This window comes from Salmonella sp. SA15303 (genome assembly GCF_029962125.1).
GTDB classification, from domain to species: Bacteria; Pseudomonadota; Gammaproteobacteria; order Enterobacterales; family Enterobacteriaceae; genus Salmonella; species Salmonella enterica.
Genome location: NZ_CP123924.1, coordinates 51,427 through 73,711 on the forward strand (window position 1 = coordinate 51,427; position 22,285 = coordinate 73,711).

General features: G+C 52.2%; 22 protein-coding genes. 18 read left to right on the forward strand and 4 right to left on the reverse strand.

Annotation, left to right across the window (positions count from 1 at the left end):
- Positions 1-25 precede the first annotated feature (25 nt).
- The 14 genes from fucP to QEN31_RS00320 all read left to right on the forward strand — a co-directional run bounded on the left by fucP (position 26) and on the right by QEN31_RS00320 (position 14,035).
- Positions 26-1,342, forward strand: a complete 1,317-nt coding sequence (fucP, locus tag QEN31_RS00255; protein WP_000998359.1) for an L-fucose:H+ symporter permease — start codon at positions 26-28, stop codon at positions 1,340-1,342.
- Positions 1,343-1,353: 11 nt separating this feature from the next.
- On the forward strand, positions 1,354-2,367 hold the full coding sequence (locus QEN31_RS00260; RefSeq protein WP_023257211.1) for an aldose 1-epimerase family protein: 1,014 nt from the start codon (positions 1,354-1,356) through the stop codon (positions 2,365-2,367).
- Between the two features lie 74 nt (positions 2,368-2,441).
- Positions 2,442-3,032 carry a transcriptional regulator UhpA gene (gene uhpA, locus QEN31_RS00265; RefSeq protein WP_000633672.1) on the forward strand — a complete coding sequence of 197 codons (591 nt, stop codon included), beginning with the start codon at positions 2,442-2,444 and terminating at the stop codon, positions 3,030-3,032.
- A complete protein-coding gene (gene uhpB, locus QEN31_RS00270) occupies positions 3,032-4,534 on the forward strand; it encodes a signal transduction histidine-protein kinase/phosphatase UhpB (protein ID WP_001091262.1) in 1,503 nt (500 codons plus the stop codon). The genes uhpA and uhpB overlap by 1 nt, the downstream gene beginning before the upstream one ends.
- A 9-nt stretch (positions 4,535-4,543) precedes the next feature.
- Positions 4,544-5,872, forward strand: coding sequence for an MFS transporter (locus QEN31_RS00275; RefSeq protein ID WP_000948164.1), 1,329 nt, complete (start codon positions 4,544-4,546; stop codon positions 5,870-5,872).
- Positions 5,873-6,014: 142 nt separating this feature from the next.
- The gene (gene uhpT / locus QEN31_RS00280; protein WP_000879181.1) at positions 6,015-7,406 is read left to right on the forward strand and encodes a hexose-6-phosphate:phosphate antiporter; all 1,392 of its coding nucleotides are present in this window, start codon (positions 6,015-6,017) and stop codon (positions 7,404-7,406) included.
- Between the two features lie 192 nt (positions 7,407-7,598).
- Positions 7,599-8,051 (forward strand): DUF1198 domain-containing protein, encoded by a 453-nt coding sequence (locus tag QEN31_RS00285; protein WP_099949586.1) that lies wholly within the window; start codon positions 7,599-7,601, stop codon positions 8,049-8,051.
- 352 nt (positions 8,052-8,403) lie between these two features.
- Positions 8,404-9,147, forward strand: a complete 744-nt coding sequence (locus tag QEN31_RS00290) for a GntR family transcriptional regulator (protein ID WP_000854956.1) — start codon at positions 8,404-8,406, stop codon at positions 9,145-9,147.
- 17 nt (positions 9,148-9,164) lie between these two features.
- Positions 9,165-9,638: a PTS sugar transporter subunit IIA gene (locus QEN31_RS00295; protein WP_001152234.1), complete on the forward strand. Its 474-nt coding sequence runs from the start codon at positions 9,165-9,167 to the stop codon at positions 9,636-9,638.
- Positions 9,635-9,922, forward strand: a complete 288-nt coding sequence (locus QEN31_RS00300) for a PTS sugar transporter subunit IIB (protein ID WP_000041396.1) — start codon at positions 9,635-9,637, stop codon at positions 9,920-9,922. The genes QEN31_RS00295 and QEN31_RS00300 overlap by 4 nt, the downstream gene beginning before the upstream one ends.
- A gap of 75 nt (positions 9,923-9,997) precedes the next feature.
- Positions 9,998-11,356, forward strand: a complete 1,359-nt coding sequence (locus tag QEN31_RS00305; RefSeq protein ID WP_000997824.1) for a PTS galactitol transporter subunit IIC — start codon at positions 9,998-10,000, stop codon at positions 11,354-11,356.
- Positions 11,349-12,833, forward strand: coding sequence for an FGGY-family carbohydrate kinase (locus tag QEN31_RS00310; RefSeq protein WP_001113558.1), 1,485 nt, complete (start codon positions 11,349-11,351; stop codon positions 12,831-12,833). Before QEN31_RS00305 ends, QEN31_RS00310 begins: the two co-directional genes overlap by 8 nt.
- A gap of 62 nt (positions 12,834-12,895) precedes the next feature.
- The gene (locus QEN31_RS00315; RefSeq protein ID WP_001131801.1) at positions 12,896-13,756 is read left to right on the forward strand and encodes a class II aldolase; all 861 of its coding nucleotides are present in this window, start codon (positions 12,896-12,898) and stop codon (positions 13,754-13,756) included.
- 9 nt (positions 13,757-13,765) lie between these two features.
- Positions 13,766-14,035, forward strand: coding sequence for an HPr family phosphocarrier protein (locus tag QEN31_RS00320; protein ID WP_000621026.1), 270 nt, complete (start codon positions 13,766-13,768; stop codon positions 14,033-14,035).
- Between the two features lie 90 nt (positions 14,036-14,125).
- Here QEN31_RS00320 and QEN31_RS00325 read toward each other — a convergent pair whose 3' ends face one another.
- Together QEN31_RS00325 and QEN31_RS00330 are read right to left on the reverse strand one after the other, a co-directional pair.
- Positions 14,126-14,449: a helix-turn-helix domain-containing protein gene (locus tag QEN31_RS00325; RefSeq protein WP_001274847.1), complete on the reverse strand. Its 324-nt coding sequence runs from the start codon at positions 14,447-14,449 to the stop codon at positions 14,126-14,128.
- Positions 14,433-14,792 (reverse strand): type II toxin-antitoxin system RelE/ParE family toxin, encoded by a 360-nt coding sequence (locus QEN31_RS00330; RefSeq protein WP_001258724.1) that lies wholly within the window; start codon positions 14,790-14,792, stop codon positions 14,433-14,435. Before QEN31_RS00330 ends, QEN31_RS00325 begins: the two co-directional genes overlap by 17 nt.
- 215 nt (positions 14,793-15,007) lie before the next feature.
- Between QEN31_RS00330 and nepI the strand changes: the two genes are divergently transcribed.
- Positions 15,008-16,201, forward strand: coding sequence for a purine ribonucleoside efflux pump NepI (nepI, locus tag QEN31_RS00335; RefSeq protein ID WP_001004798.1), 1,194 nt, complete (start codon positions 15,008-15,010; stop codon positions 16,199-16,201).
- A gap of 59 nt (positions 16,202-16,260) precedes the next feature.
- On the opposite strand, the gene QEN31_RS00340 is transcribed toward nepI, so the two are convergent.
- A complete protein-coding gene (locus QEN31_RS00340; protein WP_001270489.1) occupies positions 16,261-17,643 on the reverse strand; it encodes a glycoside hydrolase family 1 protein in 1,383 nt (460 codons plus the stop codon).
- Positions 17,644-17,748: 105 nt separating this feature from the next.
- On the reverse strand, positions 17,749-18,042 hold the full coding sequence (locus QEN31_RS00345; protein WP_000824217.1) for a YicS family protein: 294 nt from the start codon (positions 18,040-18,042) through the stop codon (positions 17,749-17,751).
- 196 nt (positions 18,043-18,238) lie between these two features.
- On the opposite strand from QEN31_RS00345, the gene dagR reads away from it, so the two are divergent.
- From dagR to QEN31_RS00360, 3 genes are all read left to right on the forward strand, one after another.
- Entirely contained in the window at positions 18,239-21,037 is a 2,799-nt protein-coding gene (dagR, locus tag QEN31_RS00350; RefSeq protein ID WP_099949587.1) for a transcriptional regulator DagR, read from the forward strand.
- Between the two features lie 218 nt (positions 21,038-21,255).
- Positions 21,256-21,681, forward strand: coding sequence for a PTS sugar transporter subunit IIA (locus QEN31_RS00355; protein WP_000214106.1), 426 nt, complete (start codon positions 21,256-21,258; stop codon positions 21,679-21,681).
- A gap of 10 nt (positions 21,682-21,691) precedes the next feature.
- Positions 21,692-22,177 carry a PTS system mannose/fructose/N-acetylgalactosamine-transporter subunit IIB gene (locus tag QEN31_RS00360; RefSeq protein WP_001284295.1) on the forward strand — a complete coding sequence of 162 codons (486 nt, stop codon included), beginning with the start codon at positions 21,692-21,694 and terminating at the stop codon, positions 22,175-22,177.
- The last annotated feature ends 108 nt before the right edge of the window (positions 22,178-22,285 follow it).

Below are 22,285 nucleotides of genomic sequence, written 5' to 3' on the forward strand. Positions count from 1 at the left end.
ACCCTGCACTGTTAAAGGTAGCACTATGAACGATAAAAACATCGTTCAGATGCCCGACGGGTATCTGAATAAGACACCTCTGTTCCAGTTTATTTTGTTATCCTGTTTATTCCCATTATGGGGATGCGCAGCCGCGTTAAATGATATTCTGATTACGCAATTTAAAAGTGTATTTTCGCTGAGCAACTTTGCTTCGGCATTAGTACAAAGCGCCTTTTATGGCGGTTATTTTTTAATTGCTATTCCGGCCTCGCTGGTCATTAAAAAAACCAGTTATAAAGTGGCGATACTTATCGGCCTGACGCTATACATTGTCGGCTGTACGCTCTTTTTCCCGGCGTCGCACATGGCGACCTACACCATGTTCCTCGCGGCGATTTTCGCCATTGCGATTGGCCTGAGTTTCCTGGAAACGGCGGCGAATACCTACAGTTCGATGATCGGGCCGAAAGCCTACGCCACGCTGCGGCTGAATATCAGCCAGACCTTTTATCCAATCGGCGCGGCGGCAGGAATTTTATTGGGTAAATATCTGGTCTTTTCCGAAGGGGAAAGCCTGGAAAAACAGATGGCGGGCATGAATGCCGAGCAAGTCCACAACTTCAAGGTGCTGATGCTGGAAAACACTCTGGAACCCTATAAGTACATGATTATGGTTCTGGTAGTGGTGATGGTACTGTTCCTGCTGACGCGTTTCCCGACCTGTAAAGTCGCGCAAACCGCGAGTCATAAACGTCCCTCGGCGCTGGATACGCTACGCTATCTCGCCAGCAACGCCCGCTTCCGTCGCGGTATTGTGGCGCAGTTCCTGTATGTGGGAATGCAGGTGGCGGTCTGGTCGTTCACTATCCGTCTGGCGCTGGAGTTAGGCGATATCAATGAGCGCGATGCCTCAACCTTTATGGTCTACAGCTTCGCCTGCTTTTTTATCGGCAAGTTTATCGCCAACATTCTGATGACACGCTTTAACCCGGAAAAAGTCCTGATCCTTTACTCTGTGATCGGCGCGCTGTTCCTGGCCTATGTAGCGCTGGCGCCCAGCTTTAGCGCGGTATACGTGGCGGTGCTGGTCAGTGTTCTGTTTGGCCCCTGCTGGGCGACCATTTATGCCGGAACGCTCGATACCGTCGATAACGAACATACCGAAATGGCGGGGGCGGTCATCGTGATGGCGATTGTCGGCGCGGCGGTGGTTCCTGCGATTCAGGGTTATGTGGCGGACATGTTCCACTCGCTACAGCTCTCATTCCTGGTTTCCATGCTGTGCTTTGTTTACGTTGGCGTTTACTTCTGGCGCGAAAGCAAAGTGCGCGGCAACCTGGCTGAAGTCGCCGCGTCCTGAGGAGATCAACCATGACAACACGTATTACATTATGGCGGGAGCTTTTTAACGAGCAGCCGCGTATCTTGCTGGAAAATGATGATTTTACGGTTACGGCGTTTCGTTACGCCAGCGGCGTGGAAGGACTGAAAATACAAAACAGCCGCGGTCATCTGGTGATTCTGCCCTGGATGGGGCAGATGATTTGGGACGCGCAGTTTGACGGTCATGACCTGACTATGCGCAACATGTTCCGCCAGCCGAAGCCGGCTGCGGAAGTGGTGGCAACGTATGGTTGCTTTGCTTTCCATTCCGGACTATTGGCGAATGGCTGCCCGTCGCCGGAAGATACACATCCGCTGCACGGCGAGATGCCCTGCGCTGCCATGGACGACGCCTGGCTGGAGTTAGAGGGCGACAGTCTGCGCGTGACCGGGCGCTACGAGTATGTGATGGGGTTCGGTCATCATTATCAGGCGCAACCTGCGGTGGTAATGCGTAAATCAAGCGCGCTGTTTGATATTCAGATGACAGTGACTAACCTGGCTTCAGTCGCCATGCCGCTACAGTACATGTGCCACATGAACTATGCCTATGTGCCGAACGCCACGTTCCGCCAGAATATCCCGGATACCGCGCTGAAGCTACGCGAGTCGGTGCCGGCGCATGTCAAACCCACGGCGCAGTGGCTGGCGTTTAATCAACGGCTTTTGCAGGGTGAAGCCTCGCTGGAAACGCTCAACGAGCCTGGCTTTTATGACCCGGAAATCGTGTTCTTCGCCGATGAACTGGACAGATACACGGATACCCCGGAATTCAGTATGATCGCCCCGGATGGCACCACGTTCGTGACACGTTTCGCCAGCGCGGAGCTCAATTCCGTGACCCGCTGGATTCTTTATAACGGCGATCAGCAGGTTGCCGCCTTTGCCCTGCCCGCGACCTGTAGGCCTGAAGGTTTTCTCGCGGCGCAGCGAAATGGAACCTTGCTTCAACTGGAACCGCAGCAAACCCGGACGTTCACCGTCACGACTGGCATTGTCTGACCGCTCAAGGCTTGAACAGCCGCGCGCTTATCGTTAAGGTAAGCGCGTTTTTTTTATCCATCAGGACAGAACCCATGATCACCGTTGCCCTTATCGACGACCACCTTATCGTCCGCTCCGGCTTTGCACAGCTACTGGGGCTGGAACCTGATTTGCAGGTGGTCGCTGAGTTTGGTTCCGGGCGCGAAGCGTTGGCAGGTTTACCGGGACGCGGCGTACAGGTGTGTATCTGCGATATTTCGATGCCGGATATTTCCGGACTGGAGCTGCTAAGCCAACTGCCAAAAGGGATGGCGACGATCATGCTCTCGGTTCACGATAGCCCGGCGCTGGTGGAACAGGCGTTGAACGCCGGCGCGCGCGGTTTTCTCTCTAAACGCTGTAGTCCGGATGAACTGATCGCCGCGGTGCATACGGTGGCGACGGGCGGCTGCTATTTGACCCCCGATATTGCCGTGAAACTGGCGGCGGGTCGGCAAGATCCGCTGACCAAACGCGAGCGTCAAGTGGCGGAAAAACTCGCCCAGGGTATGGCGGTAAAAGAGATTGCCGCCGAGCTGGGGCTGTCGCCAAAAACGGTGCATGTCCATCGCGCGAATCTGCTGGAAAAATTAGGCGTCAGCAATGACGTTGAACTGGCGCATCGCATGTTTGACGGTTGGTAATGAACACCTTTTTTTCCCGTTTAATCACCGTTGTTGCCTGCTTTTTTATCTTCTCCGCCGCGTGGTTCTGCCTGTGGAGTATCAGCCTGCATCTGGTAGAGCGCCCGGAGCTGGCGGCGCTGCTCTTTCCCTTCGGCCTGCGCCTGGGGCTTATGCTGCAATGCCCGCGTGGATACTGGCCAGTATTGCTGGGCGCGGAGTGGCTGCTGGTGTACTGGTTGGCGCAGGAAGTTGCGTTGGCCCATCTGCCGCTTTTGATGATCGGTAGTGTGTTGACGTTACTGCCCGTGGCGCTGACTTCGCGTTACCGCCATCAGCGCGACTGGCGCACGTTATTGCTTCAGGGCGCGGCCCTCACCGCCGCGGCGCTACTGCAATCCCTGCCCTGGCTGGGGCAGGGGGAAGCGGCATGGAACGCGCTACTGCTGACCCTCACGGGTGGTCTGACGCTGGCCCCCATCTGCCTGGTTTTCTGGCACTATCTCACCAGCACTACCTGGCTGCCGCTGGGACCATCGCTGGTATCGCAGCCGGTAAACTGGCGCGGGCGGCATCTGATCTGGTATCTGCTGCTGTTTATCGTCAGTCTGTGGCTGCAACTGGGTTTACCTGCTGAACTTTCGCGCTTCACGCCGTTCTGCCTGGCGTTGCCGATTATCGCGCTCGCCTGGCATTATGGCTGGCAGGGCGCGCTCATTGCCACACTGATGAATGCTATCGCGCTGATCGCCAGCCAGACCTGGCACGATCATCCCGTCGATTTATTGCTTTCGCTATTGGCGCAAAGCCTGACCGGGCTACTGCTTGGCGCTGGCATTCAGCGTCTGCGCGAGCTGAACCAGTCGTTGCAAAAGGAGCTGGCGCGCAACCATCGGCTGGCGGAGCGTCTTCTGGAGACCGAAGAGAGCGTACGGCGCGATGTTGCGCGTGAGCTGCACGATGACATCGGACAGACCATCACCGCGATTCGAACCCAGGCGGGCATTGTGCAACGACTGGCGGCGGATAACGGCGGCGTGAAGCAGAGCGGGCAACTTATCGAGCAGCTTTCGCTGGGCGTGTATGACGCCGTGCGTCGCCTGCTGGGGCGCTTGCGCCCGCGCCAGCTAGACGACTTAACGCTGGCGCAGGCCATCCGTTCGCTGCTGCGCGAAATGGAGCTGGAAAGCCGCGGTATTGTCAGTCACCTCGACTGGCGAATTGACGAAACGGCGCTGAGTGAAAGTCAGCGCGTGACGCTGTTTCGCGTCTGTCAGGAAGGGCTGAATAACATCGTAAAACATGCCAATGCCAGCGCGGTGACGCTCCAGGGCTGGCAGCAGGATGAGCGGCTGATGCTGGTGATTGAGGATGACGGCAGCGGCCTGCCGCCGGGCTCTCACCAGCAGGGCTTCGGCCTGACCGGAATGCGCGAACGCGTGTCGGCGCTCGGCGGGACGCTAACCATCTCTTGTACCCACGGTACGCGGGTGAGCGTCTCGTTGCCCCAGCGTTACGTTTAAGGAAGGATAATGCTTTCGTTTTTAAAAGCCCCGGCCAACGCGCCGCTCATCACCGATAAGCACGAGGTTGACGCCCGCTATCGCTACTGGCGGCGGCATATCCTGATCACCATTTGGTTGGGTTACGCGCTGTTCTATTTCACCCGTAAAAGCTTTAACGCCGCCGCGCCGGAAATCCTTGCCAGCGGCATACTGAGTCGCAGCGATATCGGCCTGCTGGCGACGCTGTTTTACATCACCTACGGGGTGTCGAAATTTGTCTCCGGCATCGTTAGCGATCGCTCTAACGCTCGCTATTTTATGGGCATCGGGCTGATTGCGACCGGCGTAGTGAATATTCTGTTCGGCTTCTCGACCTCGCTGTGGGCCTTTGCGCTGCTATGGGCATTGAACGCCTTTTTCCAGGGGTTTGGATCGCCGGTTTGCGCCCGTTTGCTGACCGCCTGGTACTCGCGTACCGAGCGCGGCGGCTGGTGGGCGTTATGGAACACCGCGCACAATGTCGGCGGGGCGCTGATCCCTCTCGTTATGGCCGCTGTCGCCCTGCATTATGGCTGGCGCGTCGGGATGATGGTGGCCGGATTGCTTGCCATCGGGGTGGGCATGGTCCTCTGCTGGCGGCTGCGCGACCGTCCGCAGGCGATTGGTTTACCGCCGGTAGGCGACTGGCGGCACGATGCGCTGGAGGTCGCCCAACAGCAAGAGGGCGCGGGGCTAAGTCGCAAAGAAATCCTCGCTAAATATGTGCTGTTGAATCCCTATATCTGGCTGCTTTCGCTGTGTTATGTCTTAGTGTACGTGGTGCGCGCGGCGATCAACGACTGGGGCAACCTGTATATGTCCGAGACGCTGGGCGTGGATTTGGTCACGGCCAACACGGCAGTATCGATGTTTGAGCTGGGGGGATTTATCGGCGCGCTGGTGGCGGGCTGGGGCTCGGACAAACTCTTCAACGGTAACCGCGGACCGATGAATTTAATCTTCGCCGCCGGGATTCTGCTCTCTGTGGGTTCGCTGTGGCTGATGCCGTTCGCCAGCTACGTGATGCAGGCGGCCTGTTTCTTCACCACCGGTTTCTTTGTCTTCGGCCCGCAGATGCTCATTGGCATGGCGGCGGCGGAGTGCTCGCATAAAGAGGCGGCGGGCGCGGCCACCGGCTTTGTCGGCCTGTTCGCCTATCTCGGCGCGTCGCTTTCCGGCTGGCCGTTAGCGAAAGTGCTGGAGATCTGGCACTGGACCGGTTTTTTTGCGGTCATCGCCATCGCGGCGGGGATCTCCGCGCTATTGCTGCTGCCATTTCTGAACGCTCAGGCCCCACGCGAGACCAGCGAAGCGTGATGCACCTCACCTTTTTGCGCTGAATGGGGCAAAACTAAGAAATTTTCCCGGTTTTGCCTGGACGCTGTCGCAGGCCTCTTTTCCTGTGGATTTTTACAATGCCTGCCATTCGCAGGTATAAAAATTAGCTCAGGAGTAATCCATGCTGGCCTTCTTAAACCAGGTGCGCAAGCCGACCCTGGATCTGCCGCTCGATGTGCGGCGTAAAATGTGGTTCAAGCCGTTCATGCAGTCCTATCTGGTGGTTTTTATCGGCTACCTGACCATGTACCTGATCCGCAAAAACTTTAACATCGCGCAGAACGACATGATCTCTACCTACGGGTTGAGCATGACCGAGCTGGGGATGATTGGCCTGGGCTTCTCGATCACCTATGGCGTGGGGAAAACGCTGGTTTCCTACTACGCTGACGGTAAAAATACCAAGCAGTTTCTACCGTTTATGTTGATCCTCTCCGCTATCTGTATGCTCGGCTTCAGCGCCAGCATGGGCGCGGGGTCAACCAGTTTGTTTCTGATGATCGCTTTCTATGCCCTGAGCGGTTTCTTCCAGAGTACCGGCGGATCGTGCAGCTACTCGACCATCACCAAATGGACTCCGCGTCGTAAACGCGGCACCTTTCTCGGCTTCTGGAATATCTCCCACAACCTCGGCGGCGCGGGCGCGGCAGGCGTGGCGCTGTTCGGCGCCAACTACCTGTTCGACGGTCACGTCATCGGCATGTTTATCTTCCCGTCGATTATCGCGCTGATTGTTGGCTTTATCGGTCTGCGTTTTGGCAGCGACTCCCCGGAGTCTTACGGTCTGGGTAAAGCTGAAGAACTGTTCGGCGAAGAGATCAGCGAAGAGGATAAAGAGACTGAAGAAAACGAAATGACCAAGTGGCAGATCTTTGTTGAATATGTGTTGAAAAACAAAGTGATCTGGCTGCTGTGCTTCTCCAATATCTTCCTGTATGTGGTACGTATTGGTATCGACCAGTGGTCAACCGTCTACGCCTTCCAGGAACTGAAACTTTCTAAAGAGGTGGCGATTCAGGGCTTTACCTTGTTTGAAGTGGGCGCGCTGGTCGGCACGTTGCTGTGGGGCTGGCTCTCTGACCTGGCGAACGGTCGTCGCGCGCTGGTAGCCTGTGTGGCGCTGGCGTTGATCATCGCCACCCTCGGCGTCTACCAGCACGCCAGCAACCAGTATGTCTATCTGGCCTCGCTGTTCGCGCTCGGTTTCCTGGTGTTTGGGCCGCAGCTATTAATTGGCGTGGCGGCTGTCGGTTTCGTACCGAAAAAAGCCATCGGCGCTGCGGACGGTATCAAGGGCACCTTCGCTTATCTTATCGGCGATAGCTTTGCCAAGCTGGGTCTGGGCATGATTGCCGACGGCACCCCCGTTTTTGGTCTGACCGGCTGGGCGGGCACGTTCGCCGCGCTGGACGCCGCCGCGATCGGCTGTATCTGCCTGATGGCGATGGTCGCCGTGATGGAAGAGCGCAAAATCCGCCGTGAGAAAAAAATTCAGCAAGTCAATATCGCTTAAATGTGTGCATTTGGTAACGTTTTGCCCGGCTTAACGCCGGGCTTTTTTATGCCTTGCGTTCGTCAGACAGGACATCCGGCGTCTGGCGTAAATGAAGACAAGCGTTAATAAATCACATCCTGACAGGCCAGAACGTCGACAGTTATAAATTTACCGTTATGATGGGCATCCTGTTTGGTGACGGATGTGCGCATGATTTGGTTGATTCTGGCCACGTTTGTGGTGGTGTTTATTGTGGGGGTTCGGGTGCTGACATCGGATACCCGCCGGGCGATTCGCCGCCTGAGCGAACGTCTGAATATTGATGTAGTGCCGATAGAATCGATGATTGATCAGATGGGTAAAACGGCGGGCGGTGAATTTTTACAGTATCTGCATCGCCCTGATGAGTCGCATTTGCAAAATGCCGCTCAGGTGTTACTGATCTGGCAAATGGTGATTGTCGATGGCGGCGATCAGAATTTGCAGCGGTGGCATCGGTTGCTGCAAAAAGCGCGTTTAGCCGCGCCGATCACCGATACACAGGTACGGCTGGCGCTGGGCTTTTTGCGCGAAATGGAACCCGATATGCAGGAGATCAACGCGTTTCAACTGCGCTATAACGCCTTTTTTCAGCCGGAAGAGGGTGTCCACTGGCTGCATTGATACTCTTCACTATCTCGTTAACAAAAGACGAGATGAATGAGGCTGGCAAGGGCGGCGAGCCACGATTAACGGCCGGGTGGCGCGATTCATCGTTAACTAAATAAAGCGTAGCCGCCATCGTATTTGCTAAGGGTGAACCACAGAAGTAACGCACCGAATAACCGCTAACGACGCCAAAACGTCAGAGACTTATAGCTCATCATTTCCGTGACATATATCACGGAAATGTGATCTTGTTTTGAACACTAAAACTGTGACTCCTTGCCATACCTCCTGTCTCAAAATTTCTTATCATAAACTCGAAGTTGTACATGATTGTCTATAGACAACTCTAAATGTTTAGGCGCGCACCATGAAAACATTGAGTAAAAGTTCACACATCCCACTGTATCAACAGGTTGTGGAGTGGATAAGGGAAAGTATTTATAGCGGAGAATTAGTTGAGGATGACCGGATACCTTCAGAGTTTCAAATCATGGATATGCTGGAGGTGAGTCGCGGTACCGTTAAAAAAGCGGTTGACCAACTTGTCCGGGAAGGTGTTCTTGTGCAAGTGCAGGGTAAAGGAACTTTCGTAAAGAAGGAAAATGTTGCTTACCCACTGGGTGAAGGTTTGCTCTCCTTTGCTGAAGCCTTAGCCAGCCAGAAGATAAACTTCACAACCAGTGTCATAACCTCCCGACTGGAACCCGCTAACCGCTTTGTAGCAGAGAAACTGAGTATCAAACCGGGACAAGATGTTTTATTTCTTAAACGCCTTCGTTGTATTGGCGATGAAAAAGTCATGTTGATTGAAAATCGTATCAACATTGATCTCTGCCCCGGTATTATTGATGTAGATTTTACCAGGGAGAATTTATTTTCAGCAATAGAAAGATTATCTGATAAGAAAATAAGTTTTTCTGAAAGCCGTTACGCAGCCAAATTAATTGGTAATGAGCGAGGCCATTATCTTGATATTGGTGAAGACGCACCTGTTTTGCATTTGGAACAGTTGGTATTTTTCTCTAGAGGATTGGCCATTGATTTTGGTAACGTCTGGTTAAAAGGTAATAAATATTATCTTGGCACTATTTTACAGCGCCTGGATGCCTGACTAGCAAAGAGGAATCTATGCAGGATATTCATTTTCGCCGTCATTATGTTCGACACCTCCCTAAAGAGGTGAGTCAGAATGACATAATCAAGGCTCTTGCCAGTCCGTTAATTAACGATGGTATGGTTGTATCTGATTTTGCCGATCACGTCATTACGCGAGAACAGAATTTTCCAACGGGTCTACCGGTTGAGCCTGTAGGCGTCGCTATTCCACATACTGATCACAAGTATGTTCGCCAAAACGCCATTAGTGTTGGAATACTGGCAGAACCCGTCAATTTCGAAGATATGGGCGGGGAACCAGATCCCGTACCTGTCAGGGTGGTGTTTATGCTTGCTTTAGGTGAAAGCAATAAGCAGCTCAACGTACTGGGTTGGATTATGGATGTGATCCAGGATGAGGATTTTATGCAGCAGTTACTGGTCATGAATGATGATGAAATTTATCAGTCAATTTACACACGCATATCTGAAAGAGGTGAAGTATGAGTAAAATGATACTATTTGTTTGCGCAACGGGTGTTGCTACTTCCACGGCTGTGGCAGAAAAAGTAATGGAATATTGTAAAGATAATGGGCTTGATGTTAATTATTCACAAACTAATGTAGCCTCATTGCCAAACAATACCGATGGTGCAGCTTTGGTTGTATCAACAACGAAAGTTCCTTATGAACTGGATATTCCGGTTGTTAGTGGCCTGCCAATCATTACCGGAGTAGGTGAAGATAAAGTTCTTGAAAAAATAGTTTCAATCCTTAAAGGCCAAGCCTGATTTCATAAATAAAAAACAGATAAATTATCCAGGCGCTAACGCGAGGTCTGGTCACATCTGAATAAGAGGTCGGATATGAATGATATAGCACATACTCTCTATACCGTTGTGCAATATGTCCTGGGGTTTGGCCCAACGGTTTTATTGCCGCTGGTCCTTTTTTTCCTGGCATTGTTCTTCAAAGTAAAACCCGCTAAAGCACTTCGCTCATCGTTAATTGTCGGAATAGGGTTTGTCGGAATTTATGCCATCTTTGACATACTTACCAGCAACGTAGGCCCGGCTGCACAGGCAATGGTTGAGCGAACTGGTATTAGCCTTCCTGTTGTCGATTTAGGCTGGCCACCATTGGCCGCAATTACCTGGGGCTCACCAATCGCACCCTTTGTCATTCCGCTGACGATGCTGATTAATGTCGCCATGCTGGCCCTGAATAAGACACGTACTGTTGATGTCGACATGTGGAACTACTGGCACTTTGCCCTGGCTGGAACGCTGGTTTACTACAGCACAGGGAGTTTTGTTTTGGGTTTGTCCGCAGCCGCTATTGCCGCGATCGTGGTTCTCAAACTGGCGGACTGGTCAGCGCCATTAGTGGCAAAGTACTTCGGTCTGGAAGGTATTTCACTTCCGACCCTGTCATCTGTCGTCTTCTTTCCGATTGGATTGCTGTTCGATAAAATTATCGACAAGATCCCAGGCGTTAACCGTATTCATATTGATCCGGAAAACGTTCAGAAAAAAATGGGAATCTTCGGCGAGCCTATGATGGTGGGTACTATTCTGGGGGTCTTGTTGGGCATCATTGCCGGATATGACTTTAAACATATCCTGTTGCTGGGGATCAGCATTGGCGGTGTCATGTTCATTCTTCCGCGTATGGTACGAATTTTGATGGAAGGTTTATTACCTCTGTCTGAAGCCATTAAGAAATATTTGAATGCCAAATATCCTGGCCGTGATGATCTCTTTATCGGACTGGATATCGCGGTAGCAGTAGGTAACCCAGCCATTATATCTACAGCACTGATTCTGACACCTATCTCTGTCTTTATTGCATTCCTTCTTCCTGGCAATAAAGTCCTGCCACTCGGAGACCTTGCGAACCTGGCAGTCATGGCTTCCATGATTGTACTGGCATGTCGTGGCAATATTTTCCGGGCTGTGATAACCGCAATTCCTGTTATTGTCGCCGACTTGTGGATTGCGACCAAAATTGCGCCATTTATTACCGGTATGGCTAAAGATGTCAATTTCAAAATGGCTGAGGGGTCAAGTGGTCAGGTATCAAGCTTCCTTGATGGCGGTAACCCCTTCCGTTTCTGGCTGCTTGAAATATTCAACGGAAATATTATTGCTATCGGGCTGATTCCTGTGCTTGCGCTGATTATTTATGGTGTTTTTCGCCTGACAAAAGGAACGGTCTATGCCTGATTACCACGCAGCGCTTGTCATTGACATTGGCACAACTAACTGCAAAGTCAGCTGTTATTCCTGTCATGACGTGTCAGTTCTGGAAGTCCGCAAGTTTCCGACGCCAACAATATCGTCGGACAAAGGCGAGGTAGATTTCGATATCGAAGCGCTGTGGCAGGCACTGCGACTGGTAATGGCTGAACTGGTGGCTTCAGTACCGTTTCCGGTAAAAAATATCAGTATTGCGAGTTTCGGTGAGTCTGGCGTCTTTGTGGATAAGGAGGGCGTCATTCTTACCCCGATGCTGGCCTGGTATGATCGACGTGGTGAATCTTATCTCTCGTCATTAAGCAAGGCAGAGGCTGAAGAACTGTATTCTATAACGGGATTGCCACCTCACAGTAATTACTCAGCATTTAAAATGAGATGGTTGCTTGATAACTATTCCTTGCATGAAAGAAAAGATATCTGCTGGTTACATGCACCAGAAGTGTTGTTGTGGAGAATGACAGGTGCGAAAAAGACGGAAATATCCCTGGCCAGTAGAACGTTGTGTCTGGACATTGCTCGCCGTACCTGGTCTCGTAATGCTGCCGGGATTCTCGGCATACCGTTCGGTGTACTGGCTCCGTTGATAAAGCCAGGTGAAGTGGCCGGATGGATGACGGCAACGCTTAGAGAGGAATTGGGCTTCTCTCATGAGGTAAAAGTCACCCTCGCTGGACACGATCATATGGTCGGTGCCCGCGCATTACAGATGCAACCGGGCGATGTGCTGAATTCTACCGGCACGACAGAGGGTATTTTACTGCTGAATACACAGCCAACGCTTGATGTGCAGGCTCGCAGGAATAAGCTGGCAAATGGTTGTTACTCCGATGGTGAATTTTTCACGCTTTTCGCTTCTCTGCCTGTCGGCGGTTATGCGCTTGAATGGGTGAAAAAAACCTTTCGTTTAACTGATAAGGAAATAAGCACAGGCCTGGAAAAAGTCATGGAGCAGTACCTCAAACCTTCCTGGTCTGTCGAGCATGTGCCGGTATTTATTCCTCATTTGCGGGGCTCGGGTTCGCCAAATAAAAATCGGCACACTCGTGGCCTGCTTTTTGGTCTGACGGATTCACTTCCTCCGGAGTCTCTGCTTGAGAGTGTCTTTATTGGCCTGGCGATGGAGTTTGCACACTGTCACGGGTGCTTTAATATCCCGGCGGGCAGGACAGTAAAAGTCATTGGCCCTGCGGTGAAAAACCCATACTGGCTCCAGTTGAAGGCTGACATCCTCCAGTGTCCAATTGAGGCCATTGCTTTTGATGAAACCGTCTCCCTTGGAGCATTGTTGATAGCCTGTCCGAATGTTGTCCCCCCGACTGTTCCTGTGGCTGAGCGATATTTTCCTGACGCGGTTCGTTCTGCAAAGTTGAAAATATATCAGCAGCAATGGCTGTCATTTTACCAATTTAAACTGCGGCAAGAAGGGGCGCTTATTGGTGAATAACTGTGATAACTCAATAGTTCGATAATTTACTTACACTGCTCACATAAATATCTGGAGTTAATATGCCTTTAGTCAATGGTAGGATCCTGCTCAATTGTATTCAGGAAAAACATGTCCTTGCGGGGGCATTTAATACAACGAACCTGGAGACAACAATTTCCATTCTTAATGCAATAGAACGTTCCGGATTGCCCAATTTTATTCAAATTGCTCCTACTAATGCACAGCTTTCAGGTTACGATTACATTTATGAAATAGTTAAGCGACATGCCGATAAAATGGATATTCCTGTCAGCCTGCATCTGGATCATGGGAAAACTCTGGAAGATGTTAAGCAGGCTGTCCGGGCCGGATTTACCTCAGTAATGATTGATGGCGCGGCGCTACCGCTCGAAGAAAATATTGCATTTACCCGAGAAGCTGTCGATTTCTGTAAATCATTTGGTGTTCCCGTCGAAGCGGAATTAGGCGCTATTCTGGGTAAGGAAGATGATCATGTCAGCGAGGCTGACTGCAAAACTGAACCTGAGAAGGTTCAGCGCTTTGTTGAGGAGACAGGGTGCGACATGCTGGCAGTGTCAATTGGTAATGTACATGGTCTTGAAGATATCCCACGCATTGATATCCCGCTATTACAACGCATCGCGTCTGTCAGTCCGGTACCTTTGGTTATTCATGGAGGTTCTGGTATTGACGCGGATATTCTTCGCAGCTTTGTTAATTACAAAGTAGCCAAAGTGAATATTGCGAGTGATTTGCGCAAAGCCTTTATTACTACTGTTGGTAAGGCTTGGGTAAATAATAACAACGAGGCTAATCTGGCGCGTGTCATGGCGAACGCAAAACAGGCAGTTGAGGATGATGTTTATTCTAAAATTAAGATGATGAATAAAAATCACTCAGCATTCCGCAAAGTCTCTTAAGGAAAATATATGATTAGACAAAAAGTACGCGTTATGAACAGTACGGGGCTTCATGCGCGGCCAGCCGCTACGCTTGCGAAAATTGTCAAAAAATACCAGTCTTCATTAACGCTAGTTAATAATGACAAAGAAATTCCCATTAAAGGAATGATGAGTATTTTGGGGGCTGGCGTAAAGGGAAACACAATGATTGATTTAATTTGTGATGGACAGGATGAACTGGCTTTTATGGATGAATTAAAATCTGCATTTGCTGATGGCTTTGGTGAGTCAGTATAGTGCAATTCCCGTCAAACAGCGCAGGAAGTTGTAGAGGCTTCCTGCACTCATGATCGTATGAATAGCCTTAACAGACCATCGGTAAAACCCTCATACCAGCACCTTTAGCCCGTGTTTTTGGACAACATTAAGTAGTTTCAGTGACATCCCGCTGGGACGCTTGGCGCCGCTTTCCCACTTTTGAACCGTTGATACGCTGGTATTCAGGTACCGAGCGAAAACCGGCTGGCTAACGTTGAGTTTTTCTCGTAACGCTTTTATTTCAAGTGGCTGCAGGTCTTTGATGCTGCTTAAGCAGGCCGTGTCAAAACTGCGCATTGTCTCCTGGGGAATGGCATCCACGCTAAATAATCCAGATGCCGCGCTATGAATCGGTTCAAAGGCAGGGCTTTTGAATTTAGTTTTTGCTGACATGGCGCACCTCTACCAGTTCTTTGTTATTAATGAGTGCCGTTATCTGATCTTCGGTCAGGCAAGCATAGTGTTTTGCTAACTCACGGAAACCCGCGAGTTCGCGATAGCTAATGTTGGCCATATCCTGTTTGGCATACAGGAAGGTGTAAAACCAATGTTCGCCTCCCTTTGCCAACACGATTGCGCGATCGCGATTTTGATTGAGACGTTTTTTATAAACCCCGCCGCCAAGATTATCTGCTTTTCCTTGCAGTACGGCGTTGATGGCCTCGCTTAACTCGTCATCTTTTATCGTGTGGGGCTTCGCTTCTCTGTTAAACCACCTGGTTTTGAAGGTTCGCATCAGGTTGACATCCTGTAATCTAAAGTATAGCACCAGGTGATACACTATGTCTTACCTTTTGGTTTTACACGCAGCGAGAGAAGATAATTCTCAACTCTCGACCAGCCTCGCAAAATGCAGCGCAACAATGTCAGTTGCTAAAACGTTAATCAGATCACATTTTGTAATGTTACACTGCGTGGATTTTCCGCACTAAAACGACGCAGGTAACCACAATGAATGAAAATATCGCAGAAAAATTCCGCGCTGATGGGGTTGCCAGGCCTAACTGGTCAGCCGTTTTTGCCGTGGCGTTTTGTGTCGCCTGCCTGATTACCGTTGAGTTTTTGCCCGTTAGTCTGTTGACGCCGATGGCGCAGGATCTGGGGATCTCCGAGGGCGTCGCCGGTCAGTCGGTCACCGTTACGGCGTTTGTCGCGATGTTTTCCAGCCTGTTCATTACCCAGATTATTCAGGCGACCGACAGGCGTTATATCGTTATTCTGTTCGCCGTTTTGCTGACGGCTTCTTGTCTGATGGTCTCCTTTGCCAACAGCTTTACGCTGCTATTGCTGGGCCGCGCCTGTCTTGGGTTGGCGCTGGGCGGATTCTGGGCGATGTCGGCGTCGCTGACCATGCGACTGGTTCCCGCGCGTACCGTGCCGAAAGCGCTGTCGGTGATTTTTGGCGCTGTCTCCATCGCGTTAGTGATCGCCGCGCCGCTGGGCAGCTTTTTGGGCGGTATTATTGGCTGGCGTAATGTCTTTAACGCCGCTGCGGTGATGGGCGTACTGTGCGTCATCTGGGTGGTGAAATCACTGCCGTCGCTGCCGGGCGAACCTTCTCACCAGAAACAGAATATGTTTAGCCTGTTGCAACGCCCTGGCGTGATGGCCGGGATGATCGCCATCTTTATGTCTTTTGCCGGGCAGTTCGCTTTCTTTACCTATATTCGCCCGGTCTATATGAATCTGGCGGGCTTTGACGTTGATGGTCTGACGCTGGTGTTGCTAAGTTTTGGTATTGCCAGCTTCGTTGGCACTTCTTTCTCATCCTATGTCCTGAAACGTTCGGTAAAACTGGCGCTGGCCGGTGCGCCGCTGCTACTGGCGCTGAGCGCGCTGACGCTCATTGTGTGGGGAAGCGACAAAACCGTGGCGGCGGCAATAGCGATTATCTGGGGGCTGGCGTTTGCGCTGGTGCCGGTGGGATGGTCAACGTGGATCACTCGTTCTCTTGCCGATCAGGCGGAAAAAGCCGGTTCCATCCAGGTCGCGGTGATTCAACTGGCAAATACCTGTGGCGCGGCGGTGGGCGGTTATGCGCTCGACAATTTCGGGCTGCTTTCGCCGCTGGCGCTTTCCGGCGGCCTGATGCTGTTGACGGCGTTAGTCGTGGCGGCGAAAGTCCGTATTACGCCAATGAGTTGATATTGCTGCCATTTGTAGGCCGGATACGACGTTAGTCGTCATCCGGCAATAATAAATGCTTAATCAAAACCGTTATGCTCTGCGGTGGCGGCAAACCATTCTCCGCTTTTTTTCACCGTGCGCGTTTGGGTGGCTAAATCCAGTTGTACAAAACCATAGCGATTTTTATAGCCGTTCAGCCATGACCAGTTATCGATAAAGGTCCACATGTGGTAGCCAAGACAGTGACAGCCCTCGCTAATGCCTTTATGCAGCCATTTAAGATGCTCAGAAATAAAGTCAATCCGGTAATCATCGTGAATCTGTCCCGCTTGCACAAAACGCTGCTCGTTCTCAACGCCCATCCCGTTTTCGGAGATAAAACAGCGCGGATTGCCGTAATTATCCCGCAGGTTGGTGATGATGTCGTAAATTCCTGGCGCGTAAATTTCCCAGCCGCGGTAAGGGTTCATCTTGCGCCCCGGCATGTCGTAATAGTCAAATAACCACTCCGGCATAAACGGCGCTTGCGGATTCACCGCCGTATCACGGCATTTCACGCGGCGCGGCTGATAATAGTTAATCCCCAGTAAATCGATTTTGCCGTCGGCAATAAGCTGACGGTCGCCTGGCTGACAGGCAGGCAACTGGTCATAGGTTTTCAGCAGCGCCACCAAGTCCGCCGGGTATTCTCCCTTTAATACCGGGTCAAGAAAACTGCGGTTGAATAACAGATCCGCATGGTGCGCGGCTTGCACATCGGCGGGATGCTGCGAGCGTGGGTAGGACGGCGTCAGATTCAGTACTATGCCGATTTCACCGTCGTAGCGCCCGGCGCGCCAGGCGCGCACGGCGGTCGAGTGCGCCAGCACGGTATGGTACGCCACGGTGGCCGCCCGTTTAAAATCCACCACATTGGGATAGTGGAAGTCGTACAAATAGCCGCCTTCCACCGGCACAATCGGCTCGTTAAAGGTAAACCAGTGCTTCACGCGGTCGCCAAACAAGGTAAAACACGTTTGCGCGTACCGACCAAACGCCTCTACGACGTCGCGATTTTCCCAGCCGCCTTTCTCCTGCATGACCATCGGCATATCAAAATGGAACAGCGTAATAAACGGCGTGATGCCCTGCGCCAGTAGCTCGTCGATGACGTGATTGTAGAAGCTCACCGCTTGTGGATTCACCTCGCCTACGCCGTCTGGAATGAGCCGCGCCCAGCTTAGCGAGGTGCGAAAACTGTTATGTTTTAACTGTTTCAGTAGCGCGATGTCTTGCTTCCAGTGGCGATAGAACGTTGAGGTTTCCGCTGGACCGACGCCCTGGTGAAAACGACCCGGCTGGCGCTCGAACCACACATCCCACGTGGTCTGGCTTTTACCGCCATTCAGACTATCCCCTTCGGTTTGCAACGCTGAGCAGGCGCTGCCCCACCAGAAGTTATCGGGAAAACGGTATCGCATTGTCGTACTCCTTGATCGCGTAAATTCGCTCCAGAATACGCGCTTTTAGCGAACAGAAACCGGTTACAGTCCGCATTTTCGCGACCAAAAAGCGGAAAAGCTGTGCTACATCTCCGGGCATTCCACCTTGCCGAGAGCCTGCCAGTAGTTATGCTGATTGTTGCGCTCTATCGCGATCATCGCCTCCCGAATATGCTGCTGGTTCCCCTCGCTCGCCATGATTTTTTTCTCCCAGGCTTCATCGGTTAGCGCGCCTTTGGGCGTACACATTTTGCGCAAATCCTTTAAAATCGTATTTTTTTCATGCGCCGACTGGAGTGAGCTAAACGGAGAGTCGGCATACGTGACGCCCGGTAGCGCGACAAGTGTGGCAATAAGCAGAAGCGTTTTTCGTTTCATAAACGGTATCCTTATCGGTTTGCACTTTTTCAAGAGTAAGTGTAGACCGTGCGACGTTCACTCATCGGGGCGTGCTATCCGTTGGCGTTGAAGTCAGGCAAAAGTGGGAAGGCGGTTTCTCGCTGCGCCTTCACTTTCTTGCGTGGCAGAATAGTGTATGTTCTGACTACTCTTTTATTTCGTAAGCGGTAGTGTAATGAGACGTATTGAGATCGTACTGGGAGAGCTGGAACGGCTGACGCGCGGGCTATGTCTTGCCGATTTGGCGCAGGAGACGGCGTTTACGGCGGAGGCGATAGGTTTCAATCTTGGGCTGGCGCGTAACTCCGTCAGCAAAGATCTCAATCAGTTATGGAATGACGGCCTGGCAATCAAAAGCCGTGGCCGCCCGGTCTATTTTCTGCATCGCCAGGCGCTGGAAACGTTGCTGGGACGACAGCTGGAAGAGTCTGAACGCGAGGTGCGGTCGGTGGCGGATGTGCTGCCGCATGAAGAGCATTACGCGCCCGACGATCCGTTTACCAGCCTGATTGGTTACGATCGCAGCCTGCGCGATGCGGTAGAAAAAGGCCGTGCGGCGGTGCTCTATCCGCACGGTTTACACGTTCTGCTTACCGGGCCGTCCGGCGTCGGTAAAACCTTTTTTGCGGAACTGATGCACCGTTTCGCCTGTGAACAGGCGAGCGGCGCTATCCCGCCGCTGGTCTACTTTAACTGCGCGGAATACGCCCATAACCCGGAACTGCTCTCCTCGCATCTGTTTGGTCATCGGCAGGGGGCGTTTACCGGCGCGAATGAACATAAAACAGGCCTCGTGGAGCAGGCGGACGGTGGTTATCTGCTGTTGGACGAGGTGCACCGTCTGTCTTATGAAGGGCAGGAAAAGCTGTTCTCTATTCTGGATAAAGGCGAGTACCGTCCGCTCGGCGTGAGCAGCCAGCCGCGATCAATTTCGGTACGCCTGATTTGCGCCACTACCGAGCCGGTCGGGTCGGCGCTGTTACGTACTTTCCAGCGGCGTATTCAGGTATGCATTGATTTGCCGGGCATTCGCCAGCGCTCCGTTGAAGAACAGATCGAACTGATCGTGGGGTTCTTACAGCGGGAAAGCCGCAAAATAGAACGCACGGTCAGCATTGATAAACCGTTGTTACTCTGGTTGCTGAATAAACCCCTGGAAGGCAATATCGGTCAGCTTAAAAGCGATATTCAGTTTCTCTGCGCTCAGGCGTGGGCATCGGGAATGACCGAGCATAACGACACGCTACAGCTGGATAAGCGGCTGGCGGAAATGTCGGTTAACCCGACGCCGGAACAGCGTCTATTGGTGGATACTCTGTTTGAGGGTAAAGCGCGGCTAAATATAGACGCGCGCACGCTGCCCGCATTGAAGACGTCGCTGGCGACCGGGGCGGAAATTGAAGAGAGCGACCTCTTTTACAGCTTCCTGACGCGCGAGTATGTTAATTTGCGCAACAGTAACGTCCCCCCGGCGGAGACGCTGGCGATCCTGAAAAATAAACTCAGCTCGATTTTTGAATACGGTCTCTACAGCCGTGACAGCGTGGCGCATCCGCCGCGCTATGGCGACCAGATTGAAGAGCGCGTGACGCTGCTGATTGGCTGCGTAGAGCAGGTGTTGGGCTTTTCGCTGCCGGAAAATCTGGTTAACCCACTGCGTAAACACTTCCTGGCGCTGATAGGCTACGTGCAGCGCGGCCTGATCCCGCAGCTTTACTCTTCCAGTTTGATCCTGGATCGCTGCAAAGACGAATATGACAACGCCACGCTGCTGTGTCGGAAAATCAACGAACTGCTGCATATTCAGTGTCCGGCGACGGAAGTGGTCTGGCTATGCCTGTTCCTGAAAGAGTGCCGCCATTATCGTCAGCGTATCGATGCCAGCCCCGACTGCGGGGTTATTTTAATCGCCCACGGCGCGACCACCGCCACCAGTCAGGCGCAATATGTCAACCGCGTGCTGGAGCGCGAGCTGTTCAGCGCCATCGACATGCCGTTTGAACAGTCGGTGCATGACACGCTGGAAACGCTGACCCAAATGATTCAAATCCGCCAATATCGGCGGCTTATCCTGTTGGTGGACATCGGCTCATTGATCCATTTCGGCAGTACGATCAGTAAGTTATTCCAGATAGATGTTTTGCTCATGCCGAACATCACGCTGACCAGTCTGCTGGAAGTCGGGCTGGATTTAAGCTATGAAACCAGCGACTTACCACAGTTGACGGCGCTCCTGCAGAGTAAAAATATCCCCTGCCAGCTTTGTACGCCGCAGCAGGAGAACGGCGGCAAAGTGCTGGTCATCTCCTGTATTACTGGCATGGGAACGGCGGAAAAAATCAAAAAGGTGCTGGAGGAGAGCTTTGGCGAACTGATGTCGCAGGACACCAGGATGGTGATCCTTGATTATAACGAGGTACGAAGTCTGGAGCGCGTTCAGCAGGCATTGAATGCCAGCGAGCGGCTGGCGGGGATTGTCGGCACTTTCCAGCCGGGGCTGCCGGATATTCCGTTTATTTCGCTGGAAGAGCTTTTCTCCGAACAAGGGCCGGAACTGGTGTTGAGCCTGTTAACGCCCGATCTGTCCAACGCTGAACGCCGTCTGGAGATGGAGCGCAGCGCCATGCGCTTTATCAGCGCGCTAACGATGGAGAGTATCATCAACCATATTTCCGTGCTTAACCCGCAGCGTATTCTGAAAGAGATGGAGGGCGTTTTTAACCATCTGACGTCTTCGCTTTCCCTGAAACCAAGCCGCCAGGTGACACTGCGCTTCCTGATCCACTGCTGCTGTATGGTAGAGCGTATTGTGATTAACCGAAAACCGTTACAGATGGCGTTGGAAAGTCAGCCGAATCTGGACGCGCGCGCGTTTAGTGTCATCAAATCCGCTTTTCTGCCGATCGAAGACGCCTACGCCATCCGTTTATCGGATGCGGAATATTTTTATATCTACGAACTGCTCTATAGTTAATCCTTTTACTGGCGGGGCTTCGCGCCTCGCCAGACCTTTCTTCTTCCTCGCGTGACACAAATTCTGGCACAACCTTTGCTCTTCTGATGATGCGTTATGCCGGATAGCGGCGTAAACGCCTTATCCGGCCTACCGGGAGTGTCCTGTAGGCCCGGTAAGCGCAGTGCCACCGGGCAATATATGCCGGTGTCCTCATGTAATTGCGCCAGGAGGCCATTTTGACTACCACACAACCGTTGCCCCACATCCTGCTGCTGACGCATGGCGGCTGGGGACAACCGCTTTGCAACAGCCTGCGTATGGTCACGGGCGAAATTAAAGGCGTGACGGAAATCGCGCTAATGCCTGTCGATACGCTGGGCGAGTTTTATCAACGCGTCGAGGCCGTGGTGAAAACGCTGCCGGAAGGCTCGCTGATCCTGACGGATTTTGTCGGCGGCACAACGTCCAACGTCGCGGCGCGGCTAAGCGCCGATTATCCGGTGGCGGTGATTGCCGGACTGAATGCGTCGCTACTGCTGGAGGCGCTGGACAGGCGCGAACAAGGGATGCTAACCGCCTGCGTGGACGAGTTAGTTGAGGCCGGGCGCAGTAGCTGCCTGGATGTGGTCGCCCATGTACGTCAGCTACAACAATCACTCTAAGGAAAACATCATGGCCAATATCGTTTTATGCCGCATCGACAGCCGTCTCATTCATGGACAGGTTGTCACGAAGTGGGTCGGACAATCTCAGGCGAACCGGATAGCCGTTGTGAGTGATGAACTGGACGCCGATCCGTTTATGAAAAATATCTACCTGATGGCGGCGCCGCCAAATATCAAAGTGGATTGCTTCGGCAACCAGAGTTTTGCCGCTGCATGGAAAGAAAATCAGCTTGGCGACGGTAACGTGCTGGTGCTTTTTCCGTCACTGGCGGCGGTGCAGGACGCCATACAACTGGGCTTTGACGTCACCCGCATTCAGGTTGGCGGTCTCGGCGGCGGGCCAAACCGCAAGGCGGTTTTTCAGAATATTACGCTGGATGAAAAAGACGTCGGCATTCTTAACGACCTGAAAAACCGTGGCGTTCAGGTATTTTTCCAGACCATTCCGGAAGATAAGCCGCAGCCGCTCGACGATATCCTGAAAAAATTCTAACCCTTTAATAGACACAAAATCATTCTGGATGCATCAAGGCGGCAACTGAGTGAATCCCCTGGAGCTTACTAAAGTAAGTGACTGGGGTGAGCGAAGGCAGCCAACAAA